Origin of the sequence: Shewanella carassii (genome assembly GCF_002777975.1) — a bacterium.
Classification (GTDB): domain Bacteria; phylum Pseudomonadota; class Gammaproteobacteria; order Enterobacterales; family Shewanellaceae; genus Shewanella; species Shewanella carassii.
In genome coordinates, this window is record NZ_NGVS01000033.1 from 17,237 (window position 1) to 31,654 (window position 14,418).

Sequence of the window (14,418 nt, forward strand, 5' to 3'; positions counted from 1 at the left end):
TCGGCGGCGGTATTGGGGAAATTCAGCTATTGAGTCGATGGGTTATGAGTTTCCCCGGCTTTTCTGATAAGCTTGCGCCTTTAGGTTATGGGTGATTTCAGTAGCCTTTTTCAAACAAGTGAAACCGTGAGAGTGGGACAGTATCCATGGAAAAGTACGAGCAGTTATTAATCTCGCTGCGCAAAGTGATCCGCGCCATCGACCTGCACTCCAGGCAGCTCAGTAAGCACTCGGGACTCACCGGACCGCAACTGATGGTGATGCAGAAAATCGCTTCCATGGGATCGCCGCTGGCCAAACAGGTGGCGACCGAGATCAATCTGAGTCCTGCTACCGTCACTACCATTATCGACCGCTTGGAAGCTAAGGGGCTGGTCATACGTCAGCGCAGCCAAACCGATAAGCGCAAAGTACATCTGTTACTGAGTGAGTCCGGGGCGGCATTGCTAGGGCAGGCGCCCAAACCGCTGCAGGAACACTTTATCAAGCGCTATCAGGCGCTCGAGGCCTGGGAGCAAAGTCAGTTATTGTCTGCCGTGGAGCGAATCGCCGCCATGATGGATGCCGAAGAGCTGGATGCTGCCCCCATGTTGTTGGTTGGACAAATTCAGCCAACTGATGAAGCGGAAACCACAACAAGTAAACCAGGGGCAAATTAACTTGGGGCCTGGCTCTTTATCCGGCCGTTGTTAGAGTCAACGAATCAGCTCGCTGGGCGCTTCAAGTGGTTTCGAGAGGAACGGCATCGAGTTCGGGCAGTTCAGTGACTTCCTGGTTAATCTCGCGCTCTGCAATACAGCGCCTGGCGGTTTGATTAGCGTTGTTGATGTCGATGCCACTAATGTACTAGGTCACCTTATCCGATATTCATCCACTTGATTCGATGTTTGTCTGGGAGAGGGCATAAATTAGTCAGGTTTTTTAAGGTGCTCTGCTACACTGGACGTGTAGATTTCTTCTTTGTTATTCACAGGCTTGGGAATCGATGGAGCAGAGCATTTTCCTTCCGTTAACACAAAATGCTGCATTTTTGCTGGCATTGGTCTTTATTTACGATGCGATACCCAGGCAAAAGCAACAGGAATACTTTTTGTTGTGGCGTGTGTTGGTCGGCATCATTATCGGCGGTATCTGTATCGCGGTGATGCTGACTCCCTGGCATTATGAGCCGGGGATCTTCTTCGACAGTCGTTCAGTACTTTTAAGTATTTCGGGTTTGTTCTTCGGCGGCCTGCCGACGCTGATTGCCTGCGTGATTACCGCTGCTTTTCGCATCTATCTCGGTGGCGGTGCTGTGCTGGTGGGCGTTGGGGTGATCTTCTCCAGCGGCTTGATAGGCCTTCTGTGGCGTAAACGGCGCAAGCAATCCCTCGCCGATATCGGCTATCTGGAGCTGACTAGTTTTTCTCTGTTGGTGCATCTGGTGATGCTGGCCTGGATGTTGCTGCTGCCCTGGGATACCGCCAAAGGCGTTTTGGCCAGTATCAGTCTGCCTGTGTTGACTCTGTTTCCGCTCACCAATGTGTTGTTGGGGCGTTTGCTTTCCAGACGTTTGGAATTGGAGCGTGACAGTCGGGTGCAGTTACAGGATGACTTTCTGTTTCGTTCCCAGTTTCATGTGGGCAACATAGGGATTTCCATCACCTCACCGGATCAACGTTGGCTCAAGATAAATCCCTATCTGTGCCAGATGTTGGGCTATTCAGAACGCGAGTTGTCTCATATGACTTGGGGGGAGTTGACCCACCCCGATGATCTGCCTGCCGATATGGCGCAGTTCCGGCGGATGCTGGATGGGGAGATCGACGAGTATGAGATGGAAAAACGCTTCGTTTCCAAGACGGGGCGTTATGTTTATACCCATATGACAGTGGCCTGTCAGCGTCAGCATAATCAAGTGCAACTGGTGATCGCCGGCTATATCGACATCACCTCGGCCAAGTTGGCAGAACAGGCCATAGCCGCCAGTCGTGAACAACTTGAACTGGTGCTGCAAAGCGGCCAGCTTGGCTTCTGGGATTGGGATCTTGTTAAGGATACTGTGGCCCGTAATGAACGTAGTGCTGAGATCCTCGGTTATTCACTCAAACAGGTGAATGACAATAAGCGGCTGTGGGTTGATGGTATCCATCCTCAAGACAGGGCTTGGGTGCTGCGTTCTTTGGATGAGCATCTGGCGGGGCGAACCGAGCAACACAAGGTGCAGTATCGCTTGATCCGCCCGGACGGTGAACAGCGTTGGGTGCAGGACACCGGCAGAGTGGTTAACCGCGACAAAGAAGGTAAACCACTGCGGGTTTGCGGCGTGCATGTGGATATTACCGAGCAGAAGCAGTTGGAGGAATCGCTTAAGTTGGCAGCTTCTGTCTATGAGAACTCCTGCGAGGCGATGAGCGTATTGGATGAAGCCGGTACCATAATGACAGTCAACTCGGCATTCAGTGCCATCACAGGGTTTCAACCCGAAGATGTGCTGGGTAAAGACATAGAGATACTCAAATGTCACGATCACAGCGACCAGTTTTATCAGGAGTTGGAGCAGGAACTCAGTCAAAAGGGCCGTTGGCAGGGGGAGATGTGGCTTGCCTGTAAAGATGGTCGTAAGATCATGATTTGGTTGACCATCAATACCATTCAAAGTGATGATGGGCAGCTGAGAAGAGTGGCGTTGTTTTCCGATATTACCGACAAAAAACAGAATGAACGCCTCATCTGGCGCCAAGCCAACTATGATGCCCTGACAGGCCTGCCAAACCGGCGCATGTTCACTGAGCAGTTGGGCAATGAAATTCGTAAGGCCAAGCGTCATGACCATGGTTTTGCGTTGCTGTTTCTGGATCTGGATTTCTTCAAAGAGGTCAACGATACCCTGGGGCATGACATGGGTGATCTGTTACTGGTGGAAACCTCGGAGCGGCTGCGGGCTTGTGTCCGTGAATCCGATGTGGTCGCCAGACTCGGCGGCGATGAGTTTACCCTTTTGTTATCGGATGTGCAGGATCATAATGGGGTTGAGCGGGTCGCTAATCATATCCTCAGTAGTCTGGCCGAGCCTTTTAAGTTGGGCGATGAGACCGCCTTTATCAGTGCCAGTATCGGCATTACCTTGTTCCCTGAAGACGGCCAGACGGCTGAACTGTTGCTCAAACATGCCGATCAGGCCATGTATGCCGCCAAAGATCAGGGCCGCAATCGCTTCAACTATTTCACCGCCTCGATGCAGGAATACGCCAGATATAGAATGCGGCTTATCCAGGATTTGCGTCAGGCCATGGAGCGGCGTGAGTTTGAACTCAGGTTCCAACCCATAGTCGAGCTGGGCAGCGGTCGGGTGTTCAAGGCCGAAGCCTTGCTGCGTTGGAATCATAGCGAGCGTGGCAGTGTTTCGCCGGCAGAGTTTATCCCTATTGCAGAAGACACTGGGTTGATTTTCGATATCGGCAACTGGGTGTTCGAACAGGCGGCGCGTCAGAGTGCCGCCTGGCGTGAAACCTATGGCCGCGAGGTGCAGATCAGTATCAATAAGTCGCCAATCCAGTTTCGCGATGAAGAAAACAGATTTACAGAATGGTTGGAGTTGCTTGCCAGTCTGGGGGTCTCGGGCTCGGGGATCTGCATCGAAATAACCGAAGGCCTGTTGTTGGACGCCAAAATGGGAGTCAGTGATAAGTTGTTGGCCTACCGGGATGCCGGTATTCAGGTGTCTCTGGATGACTTTGGTACAGGTTACTCTTCCCTGGCGTATCTGAAACGGTTTGATATCGACTATCTCAAAATAGATCAATCATTTACCCAGAATTTGGAAACAGATGAGAGCAACCTGACCCTCTGTGAGGCCATCATAGTCATGGCGCACAAACTGGGGATGAAGGTGATAGCCGAAGGGGTAGAGACAAGCGGTCAGGCCGAGATCTTGACCCGTATAGGTTGTGACTATGCTCAGGGCTACCTCTACTCCCAGGCGCTGGATACCCAGGCCTTCGAGCAAAAATATCTTGGCAATCATCAGAACAGCGGCGGTGGAAATGCCAGCTGATAACTTGTGTTTGCGCTATACTCGCCGACCTTTTTATGTTTCAGGTGTTGAAGATGCAGTTTTCTGAAACCCAGCTGCCGGGAGCACTGCTTGAAGCCGTTGCCCAGTGCGGCTATCGTGAGCTGACGGCGGTGCAGCAGCAGGTATTACCGGCGGCATTGGCCGGACGGGATATTATGGCTTCGGCCCAGACCGGCACAGGTAAAACCGCGGCCTTTGGCTTGCCGCTGTTGGCCGCCTTGATTGATGAGTGGCAGCAACAAGGGCTCGCTGAGCCTGAGTATGGCGCCGCGCCGAGAGTGCTTATCCTGACACCAACCCGTGAGCTGGCGCAGCAAGTGGCGACTCAACTGGGCAAATACGCCGCCCATACTCCGTTTCGCATTTTGGCCATTTTCGGTGGCGCCAACTTTAACCCTCAACGCAAGGCGATAGCGGCCGGTATTGAGGTGCTGGTGGCGACCCCGGGCAGGCTGTTTGATCACCTGAGCCAGGATCATCTCAGGCTGGATCAGGTTCAGGCCCTGGTGCTGGATGAGGCTGACCGCATGTTGGACTTGGGATTCTTGCCGGATATTGAACGCCTGGGGCGCTATCTGCCAACCGAGCATCAGACCATGTTGTTTTCGGCGACCTTCCCCGAGGCGGTCAAGCGCCTAGGGCACAAGCTGCTCGATAGGCCAGAATGGTTTGAAGTGGATAAAGAGAGCCGAACTCAGGCGCAGATCCTGCAAAAGGTGTATCCGGTAGACTATCGCCGTAAAGCCGAGTTGCTTGCCGAGCTTATTGGTCGCAATAACTGGCAACAGGTGTTGGCCTTTGTCAGTACCAAGGAGAGTGCCGAGCTGTTGCAGCAAGAGCTGAAACTCGACGGCATCAAGAGCGCCTGCTTTCACGGTGACAAGACTCAGGGCGCCCGCAGCCGTGCTCTGGCGCAGTTCATCGATGGTGAGATTCGGGTATTGGTAGCAACCGATGTCGCGGCCCGAGGCCTGGATATTCCGGCCTTGCCAAGGGTTATCAATCTCGAGCTGCCATCCCAGGCTGATGACTATATTCACCGCATAGGTCGTACCGGCAGGGCAGGGCGCAGCGGCGAAGCCATCTCTTTGGTGAGCCCGGCCGAAGAGCAAAAACTGGCTGAAATAGAAGCCCTGCTCGGTTACAAGCTGCCAAGAGAAGTACTGCCGGGTTACGAGAAGGGGGCGCCGTTGCCGGAGCGTTATTTACAGCCTGTAGAGAAGCCCCGACATGCCAAGACTCACAGGGGCCATAAACCCGGTCGCAAGGGCCAGGCTCCGAAAGGGCCGAGGCGCAGATAGATTAAAGAAGCCTGCTATACTCAATGCGTTGCCTCAATAAGCCGTCGGCAGCGCAGCCCCCTTAACTTAAGGAATAGTAAAGGTATCAGGAGATGAGTATGTGGCGAAAATTAGTGATCTTGCTGTGGTTGAGTATGCTTGTGGCTTGCGGTTCTACACCCAAAGATTGGTCCGGTATGAGTTCAACCGAGATAGCCTCCTGGAAAGAGGCCGGCTTTGACTCCCGAAGCGCCCAGCAGTGGCATGTTGCCGGTTTCGATGCCTCAAGCGCAGGCGCTTGGCAGGATGCAGGCTTTAAACTCCAAGATGCTAAAGAGTGGCACTTGCAGAGTTTCTCTGCGGCCGAGGCCAAGGGTTGGCGCGCCGGTGGCTTTGACTTGGACGATGCCATGGAAAACCGTGCCAAAGGGCTGACACCGATAGTGGATCACGAACTCAAGCTCTAACCGGCCAGGTTCACAGAAATGGGCGCTATCTGCGTCCATTTTGCATCTGTTTACAATTTCCAGCTAACTCTTTCCCTGCTTGGGTTACACTCTGTTGCCTCAATGCTGTAAGGAATGGAGTCACAGATGATCCTCAAACCCGTTGCCACCAATCTGATCACCGGCTTTCTCGGTTCAGGCAAAACCACCTTTATTAAAGCGTTGCTGGCCAATAAGCCCGCGGGCGAGACCTGGGCGGTATTGGTCAATGAGTTCGGTGAGATAGGAATAGATGCCGGTTTGATGGGGCAGAGTGATTCAGGCGTTGTCATACGAGAAGTACCCGGTGGCTGTTTGTGCTGCGCCGCCGGGGTGCCGACTCAAGTGGCGGTGACCCAACTGCTGGCCCGGGCCAAACCCGACAGGTTGCTGATAGAACCCACCGGCCTTGGCCATCCCAAAGAGATTTTGAAAACCCTAAGCTCGAAACAGTTTGCCGAAGTGCTCAGCCTCAAGGCCAGTATCTGTCTATTTGACCCGCGCAAACTCAGTGACAAGCGCTATAGCGAACATGAGAATTTTCTCTCCCAGCTGCAGATAGCCGATATCCTGCTGGCCGGCAAGCAGGACCTTTGGCAACAGCAAGAGTCAATGGTTCTGTCTGGGGGGGAGCCGCAAAATGATCAAGGGTATGAGCCGGAAAGTGATCAGGAGAGTGGGCGGCTAGCTGCACACTTGAGGGAACAGATAGCCGCCTTTATTGCCGCTCAGCAACTGGAAGGGGAGCTGTTCTACTGGTCCAAAGAGCAGAAGCTCAGCGATGAATTGTTGCAGGCTCTGGCTCGGCCGACAAAGGTTAACTTGAACGCTAAAGCCACTCCCATAGGCGCCGGGCTGCTGCGGCAAAATGCCGGTGTGTTTGCCATCGAGCCACTCGGCGTCGAGCCGCAGAGCCCCGAAGCACCCGAGTGGGACGCTCGCGGCATAGTGTTCAAGAGTAACAAAGGCGAGGGCTGTTACAGCTATGGCTGGATCTTTGCTCCGGATTGGCTGTTCGATCTCGAGCGCCTCTATCGCTGGGTCAAGGCACTCGATGTGGTGCGGCTAAAAGCTGTGATGATCACCGCAGACGGCATAGCGGCGCTCAATATGCTCGATGGTGAATTGAGCGTTGAAGAGCTCGATGATGCCATGGACTCCAGGTTGGAAATCATCAGTCGCGCCCCTTTGCAGCCTGAATCTTTGGAGCAGCAACTGCTCGCCATCAAAGTTGCCGAATAACGGCCTGTTCAAGGCGGTGGCATCTGGGTTGATAACTCGGGTACAATCCGCCATCCACTTTTTCCGAGGTGATTGATTTCGGAGTGCTAATTTGAATGGAGGCCGAGCTGGCGCCTCCCAATATGGCCTCTGATATCGAACTTATGGTTTAACACCTTTGATGTTGAGAAAGCGTCATGACCTCAAACAGCGTCCCCCAGACAGAGCAGGATCTCGCCTTACTGCAGCAACCTGTCAGTAAACTCTTTTGGCGTTACACAGTCCCCACAGTGATGTCCATGTTGGTGACCGGCATTTACGTCACCATAGATGGGATGTTTATCGGCCACTACCTGGGGGAAACGGGTCTGGCGGGTATTATGCTGGCTTACCCTGTGGGCGCCATTCTCTATGCGCTCGGTGCGCTTTTAGGTATGGGCGGCGCCGCGCTTATCTCCATCAATCTTGGCCGCGGTGATGTCGCCAGGGCCAGAAAAATTCTCGGCAATACCTTCAGTCTTTGCCTGTTGAGTGCATTGGTGGTGTCGCTTGCCGGTACCATGTTGACCGATGACATTCTGCGCTGGCTGAAAGCCGAAGGTGAGGTCTATGAAGGCGCCTACCAATACCTGTTCTGGTACTTTGCCTTGGGCATTTTCCCCATCATCTCCATGGCCTTCTCGGCGCTTTTGCGGAATGACGGTCGCCCCAGTTTCGTCACCTGGATCCTGGTATTTGGGGGCGTGCTTAACACCCTGCTGGACTGGCTGTTTATTGTGGTCTTTCCCTTTGGCCTTGCCGGTGCTGCCATTGCTACCATGTTGTCCCAGGCGGTTACCGGCGGCCTGTGTCTGCAACATTTCTTTAGCAAGCGCACCCGGCTCAATATCGACTGGCAGCAGATGAAATTGAGCCTGGAGCTGGTTTGGGAAATCGTCAAGCTGGGGATGCCCAGTTTCCTGATGAATCTCTACCTGTCGATTGTATTGACCATGCATAACATGGCGCTGCTCTGGACCGGCACTTCGCTGCATGTGGCCGCCTATGGCGTGGTGAGTTATACCGAAGCCCTGTTTTATTTTGTGTTTGAAGGCATAGCCCTCGGCACACAACCCATTCTCAGCTTCAATGCCGGTGCCGGCCGATATGACAGGGTCAAGCAGACCGCCAAAATGGCGTTTTCTGTCACCTTGATCTGCGCCTTGCTGGGATTGGTGCTTATCTACAGCCGCCCGGAATGGATGGTGTATCTGTTTGCCGGTGACAACCCGACCCTGGCCCCGGTTGCCATTGAGGGCATGTATCTCTATTTCTGGGGCTTGCCGATGGAAGGCTTGATTTTGGTGGGAGCCAGTTTCTTCCAGGCCATCAATCGTCCGGCCGAGGCCTCGATACTCACGGGCAGCAAGTTGCTGCTGATAGGCCTGTTCCTCTGGGTGTTTGCCTGGGCCTTTGGCGTGCCGGGCGTGTGGATCTCCTTGGCATCCTGCAGCAGCCTATTGTGCCTGTGGATGTTCTACAGTTTGAAGCGTACCAAGGTGGCATTACACCAGCCTTGAGCGACAGGAAATGATGGCAAATATTCACCTGCATCAGTGATATATAAAGAAATATTAATTTAGATCTCAGGTTATTTTTGAGCAGGATCATGTTATAAAAGACTATCTTGCATTAGTTCATACTCTTGGGGGAATTTGTGACCGGTAAGCGGATTTTAATTGTGGGCGGCGGCGCCGGAGGATTGGCGCTGGCATCCAAGCTGGGACGCAAATTGGGCCTGAAGGAAGAGGCTGAAATAACCCTGATAGACAAGAGTCCGGTACATATCTGGAAGCCCAAACTGCACGAGGTGGCCGTTGGGGTGATAGATCAATCGGTAGAAGGCTTGCTGTATCGCGACCATGGCCTGAAAAATGGCTATCGCTTCCTGCGCGGTGAAATGCTGCAATGCGATCCCGAAGCCAAGACCATCACCCTGGCCGGAGTCAGCAATGATGATGGCGAGCAGATTATCGCCGAGCGTGAGTTGCCCTATGACTATCTGGTAGTTGCCATCGGCGGGGTGGCCAACAGCTTTAACACCCCGGGTGCCAAAGAGCACTGTATCTTCCTCGACAGCCTCGACAGCGCCAATCAATTTCACCACAAGTTGCTGGACAACCTGTTACTGCTCGATGAAACCAGCGAAAAACTCAGTATCGGCATAGTGGGCGCCGGCGCGACCGGAGTTGAGCTGGCCGCCGAGTTGCATCATGTGCTGGACTCGGTCAAAGAATACGGTTACCTCAATGTCGACAAGCATCATCTGGAAATTCACCTGATTGAGGCGGCGCCCAAGATATTGCCGGCATTGCCGGACAAGGTGAGCTCCAGAGCCCAGTCTGTACTGGATCATATCGGAGTACGCTTGCACATAGGAGTGCAGGTCAAAGAGGTGACCAAGCAGGGGGTTGTGACCCAGGAAGATGTGTTGATCCCCGCCGGACTCAAAGTATGGGCGGCCGGCGTCAAGGGGCCGGATGTACTGCAACAGTTTGATAAGTTGCCGGTCAATAACCGTAATCTTATCGAGGTCGATGCCTGTATGCGGGTCAAGGGCCATAAGGATATCTACGCCTTGGGCGACTGCGCCTTTTTGGTGCAGGACAACGGCAAGCCTGTGCCTCCCCGGGCCCAAGCCGCATCGCAGATGGCGGAAACCCTGTATAAGAATATTCTCAACCGCTTGAAGGGCAAGGCCGAAAATCCTTTTGTCTACCGCGACTATGGTTCATTGGTGTCACTGAGCCGTTTCTCGGCGGTGGGTAATCTGATGGGCAACCTGAGATCCGGCTCCCTGTTTATTGAGGGTTACGTGGCGCGGATGATGTACATGTCTCTGTATCAACGCCATCTGGCGAGTTTGTACGGTTGGTTTTCGGCGTTGGTGTATCGTCTGGCGCAGCGGCTGCTGAAGTGGCACAGGCCCAAACTCAAGTTGCACTGATAAAGTGTTTTGAATCTTATCGCAAAGGCGCTCGGTAGAGCGCCTTTCTAGTGGCTGGAAGTTCAGCTTGCTTGCACCCTAGCGCTCGAGTCTCTGATAACCGGCTCTGGGGTAAAGATTTCGCTGCGAACGCTCTGCTCACGGCGATTGGCGATCAACAGCTCTGTAGCTATCTGGGCAATCTTGCCATTGGGTTGATGCACTGTGGTCAACTTGGGCCAGGTTTGACGTGAGAAGGGACTGTCCTCAAAGCCGACAATCGAGAGCTCGGTGGGAATATCCACCCCTTCCAGCCTGGCGGCAAACAGGGCTCCGGCGGCGATTTCGTCGTTACAGGCGACTATGGCGCTGGGCCGGTTGGCCCCTTTGAGCAGCTTCTTGGCACCCTCAACTCCGGATTCAAATGAGTATTCTCCCTCGATAATAAGCTCGGGAGCCTGGTCCAGGCCGTTATCCCTCAAGGCCTGACGATAACCTTCGAGACGCTCCTTGGTGGATTGGTGCTGATAGTCGCCGCTGAGAAAAGCGATTTGCCTATGTCCGAGATCGATAAGATGTTGGGTAATGGCCACGGCGCCGGATCTGTCGTTAACCAATACCGCCAGTCCGGTATCGGCCTGCACTCTGTCACCAGCCATGATGCGAACATAGTTGGCGCCTATGGCATCCAAGGCTGAGAGTACCTTGGGATCTTCCGACAGCGGCGGCGTTAGTACCAGTCCGGCCAGGCGGGCATGTTTCACCATGGTGGTCAGTTGTTCACAAATACCCTCGGCCTTGGCATCACAGGGGTGGATCAGCAGCTCATAGCCCTTGTCCCGACAGGCGGAAAGAATACCGTTCTGCATATCGATAATGTAGTAGGCATTGGGGTTGTCATAGACGAAGCCTATGACATAAGAACTGGTGGCAGCCAGGTTTCGGGCAGCTAAATTCGGTTGGTAATTCAATGCTTTGATTGCAGCATTGACCTTGTCGATAGTGGCCTGTTTAACCGAAGGCTCATTATTGGTGACCCGGGATACTGTCTTGATGGAAACGCCGGCATATTTAGCCACGTCATTGATGGTTACTTTCATTCAACTTAGTCCGAGATGTCAGGCGAATACTCACAGCCAGCGGGGGCCGGAAGCGGCATGGCCGCTTGTCGAGCATCTTATACTGCTGACTTTTAGCCAGTTTGGCAACGCAGAATTTAGCCATGATTTAGTCTGGGACCAAATTTGTTTCCCGCTACTGTTGATATTCTGGGGTGTATAAAACTCTGTTTGAACGGTTTTTGACCAGCTAAAAAATCTGTTTTACCCCACTAACACAGCAATATGACAGTTTTTGTTTGCTTTGTAGTTATTTTGTTGTGGCAAGGCTGTTAATTATTGTGTAATGTTTGCTCTCGTTCATGACAGCGTTGTCATTCTCTTAAAGGGAATGGTTATGGCAACAAAAAAGATAATAAAGTGATGGAAGGGAAACGAGATGCGAACATCTACCTTTAAGAAAACTGCCCTCGCTGCAAATATCGCTATCCTCCTTGGGGGGGCGGTATCTGTTGGCGCGCTGGCTGCCGAGGCAGCAGATAACAACAGCAACGAAACTGCCAATATTGAAAAAATTGAAGTCCGCGGTATGCGTGCCTCGATGAAGGCTTCGGTCAATACCAAGCGTTTTTCTGATGCCGTAGTCGATGCGGTAACTTCAGAAGATATAGGTAAATTCCCCGACAGTGATGTGGGTGAGTCTTTGGGACGTATTCCTGGTGTCGCCGTTAACCGCCAGTTCGGTCAGGGGCAACAGGTCTCTATCCGCGGCGCCTCGGCACAGTTGACCAGTACCCAGCTTAATGGCCACTCGGTGGCTTCTACCGGTTGGTTCGATCAGCAGGCCATCGACCGCAGTTTCAATTACACCTTGCTGCCGCCAGAGATGGTGGGCTCGATTGAAGTCTACAAATCTTCTCAGGCCGATATTGCCGAAGGGGGCATAGGCGGCACTGTCATCATCAACACCCGCAAACCGCTGGATTTGGATGCCAACTCGGTTTTCCTGAGCGCCAAAGGGGACTATGGTAGTGTCTCGGAAGAGATAGATCCTGAAGCCTCCGGTCTCTACAGCTGGAAAAACGAAGATGAAAACTTCGGTGTGTTGCTTGCCGGTTCCTGGAGCCAGACGGACTATCAGCGCAATGGCATCGAAACCCTGCTTGGCTGGGGTGAGATAGTGCCAACCACCTTCCAACAGGATCGTGAGCGCACCGCAATCAACCTGGTGTTGCAGTATCGTCCCACCGACAGACTGGAATTGGGGCTCAACTACATGAATCTGGAGCTGGACGCCAACAACGCCAACACCTCCATCTTCCTGTTTCCCACTCAGCAAGGCGACTACACCTGTGAGCAGGTCAATGCCGCCGGCGTTTGTACCAAGATAAATCACAGCGATCAGGGCGGCTTTGCCTGGGCACAAACCTGGGCCCGTAAGGCGAGCATGAGCTCGGATACAGTGGATTTCAACTTCAACTATGAAGCGGATAACTTCACCGTTGAAGGCCGCATAGGCCGCACCGAAGCCGAGGGCGGTACCGACTTGACTGCCAACTATGGCAACTCAATCGGTGTCCCGGCTGACTTTGCCGGTATCTATGATGCCACCGGCGACAAGATCAACATCGACATCGCCAACAAGTATTTTGAGGCCGGTGACTTTAACGACCCATTGGCCACTGCCGGTTGGGCGCTGAAGAAGCAGCCCAACACGGATGAAGAAACCTTCGCTCAGTTGGACTTCAACTTCCCGGTAGCCTGGGGCGCTATCAGTGCCATCAAGACAGGTGTGAGCTATGCCGATCATGAAGTCACCCAGATGACAGATGCGGCGATAGTCAACGACGCCAAGGTACTGACCAAGGACGCTTCTGCCTACTACAATGGCACCATGTCATCCGGCGCCGGTTTCACTCTGCCTGAGCCGATATTTGATGCCATGATTGCCGATGCCTATGCCGCCATCGATGGCTTTACCGTCGACAAGTCTGGTTACGGCACCATCCAGGAAGAGAACCTGGCTCTGTACGCCATGGCTACTTTTGCCGGGGAAGGATTCCGCGGTAACTTCGGTTTCCGTTACATCTCTACCGACATTGAGTCTGACTATTACGCGTTGAATGTTCAGGGCCAGTTCGCCGATGATCTGAGCACAGACAAGTCCAGCTATAACGATGTACTGCCGAGCGTTAACATCGCCTTCGACTTGAGTGAGGATGTGATACTGCGCGCCTCAGCCGCTCAGGTGATCTCTCGCCCCAACTACGCCGAACTGTTTGCTACCTCGACCCTGCCGGGTTACAACGATGGCACACCTTATAATGAAAAACTGGTGCGTGGCAGTGTGGCGCTGGAACCATTCAAGGCGACCCAGGCCGACTTGAGTCTGGAGTGGTACTTCAGTGATTCCGGCCTGTTTGCCGCCACTTACTTTATCAAGGATGTCAGCTCCTTTATCACCACCAAACAGAAGCTGAATCAGCAGATAGGTATTGAAGATCCCAATCTGGTAACCGAAGGTGAAAGTTCTTGTGGCGTAGGTATCTATGACTGCTGGACTGTGAGCGAGAAGTACAATGCCGACGGCGGCAGCATAGATGGTATCGAGCTGCAGCTGCAGGACTCCTTTGACAACGGTTTGGGTTACTCGGTGAACTATACTTTTGCCGATGCATCCTCTCCGGCAGAAAACTATCCGGATCGTGTGGGCGTGTTCTCTGACTCATCCAAGCATACCGTCAACCTGGTAGGTTACTATGAGATGGACGACTTTAGCGCTCGTCTGGCTTATAACTGGCGCTCTGAGTATATGATGCGCGAGCTGCCTGGTTTCTACGGTAACCGTCAGCACGAGTCTTACGGGACCTTGGACCTCAGTGCCAGCTACTCGGTAACCGACTATTTGGATATCACCTTTGAAGCGGTCAACATCACTGAAGAAGACAGCATACAGACGGGTGTTTCCCCAATTAGTGCAGAGGATGTGATCAGCGAGTTCAAGGCCGATTACCCAGTGTGGAGCTTTGAAGGCGAAGCCAGATATAAAGTTGGTGTAGCGCTGCGCTTCTAAGTACAGGTCTTTATCTTCAATACCAAAGCCGACCCCAGGGGCGGCTTTTTGCATCAGCTCCCTGAGCGCTTTCCCTGTATCTTTATAAAAATCTTCCTCGGCAAGTCACAGTTTCGCCAGTGCCAGGGAATTAAGTGTATGTTTGCTGACATTTCAGAAACTTCAAGTAACGTAATTCTTGTAGAATTGCACCAGCTCCCCTTCGGAACCGCCCCTTGCCCGGTGTGGTGCGGAACACCACGACTTTAGGCCGCTGACACAGCGGCTAACATAGCTTCC

Annotated in this window: 9 protein-coding genes; 8 read left to right on the forward strand and 1 reads right to left on the reverse strand. The window is 53.1% G+C overall.

Annotated elements, in window-relative coordinates:
* Positions 1-146: 146 nt before the first annotated feature.
* The 7 genes from CBE72_RS16280 (at position 147) to CBE72_RS16310 (ending at position 10,029) form a co-directional block, all read left to right on the forward strand.
* The gene (locus tag CBE72_RS16280; protein ID WP_100145065.1) at positions 147-659 is read left to right on the forward strand and encodes a MarR family winged helix-turn-helix transcriptional regulator; all 513 of its coding nucleotides are present in this window, start codon (positions 147-149) and stop codon (positions 657-659) included.
* A 326-nt stretch (positions 660-985) separates the two neighbouring features.
* Positions 986-4,036: an EAL domain-containing protein gene (locus CBE72_RS16285; RefSeq protein WP_100145067.1), complete on the forward strand. Its 3,051-nt coding sequence runs from the start codon at positions 986-988 to the stop codon at positions 4,034-4,036.
* A 53-nt stretch (positions 4,037-4,089) separates the two neighbouring features.
* Complete coding sequence (locus CBE72_RS16290) at positions 4,090-5,358, forward strand: DEAD/DEAH box helicase (RefSeq protein ID WP_100145069.1); 1,269 nt, start codon at positions 4,090-4,092, stop codon at positions 5,356-5,358.
* A 98-nt stretch (positions 5,359-5,456) separates the two neighbouring features.
* Positions 5,457-5,804: a hypothetical protein gene (locus tag CBE72_RS16295; RefSeq protein WP_100145071.1), complete on the forward strand. Its 348-nt coding sequence runs from the start codon at positions 5,457-5,459 to the stop codon at positions 5,802-5,804.
* A gap of 126 nt (positions 5,805-5,930) precedes the next feature.
* Positions 5,931-7,064, forward strand: a complete 1,134-nt coding sequence (locus CBE72_RS16300) for a CobW family GTP-binding protein (RefSeq protein WP_100145073.1) — start codon at positions 5,931-5,933, stop codon at positions 7,062-7,064.
* Between the two features lie 176 nt (positions 7,065-7,240).
* Entirely contained in the window at positions 7,241-8,602 is a 1,362-nt protein-coding gene (locus tag CBE72_RS16305; protein WP_100145075.1) for an MATE family efflux transporter, read from the forward strand.
* A 137-nt stretch (positions 8,603-8,739) separates the two neighbouring features.
* On the forward strand, positions 8,740-10,029 hold the full coding sequence (locus tag CBE72_RS16310) for an NAD(P)/FAD-dependent oxidoreductase (RefSeq protein ID WP_100145761.1): 1,290 nt from the start codon (positions 8,740-8,742) through the stop codon (positions 10,027-10,029).
* 62 nt (positions 10,030-10,091) lie between these two features.
* Here the strand turns inward: CBE72_RS16310 and CBE72_RS16315 are convergent, their stop codons facing one another.
* The gene (locus CBE72_RS16315) at positions 10,092-11,108 is read right to left on the reverse strand and encodes a LacI family DNA-binding transcriptional regulator (protein ID WP_100145077.1); all 1,017 of its coding nucleotides are present in this window, start codon (positions 11,106-11,108) and stop codon (positions 10,092-10,094) included.
* Positions 11,109-11,505: 397 nt separating this feature from the next.
* Here CBE72_RS16315 and CBE72_RS16320 point away from each other — a divergent pair, with 397 nt between their 5' ends.
* Positions 11,506-14,139: a TonB-dependent receptor gene (locus tag CBE72_RS16320; protein ID WP_100145079.1), complete on the forward strand. Its 2,634-nt coding sequence runs from the start codon at positions 11,506-11,508 to the stop codon at positions 14,137-14,139.
* Positions 14,140-14,418 lie beyond the last annotated feature (279 nt).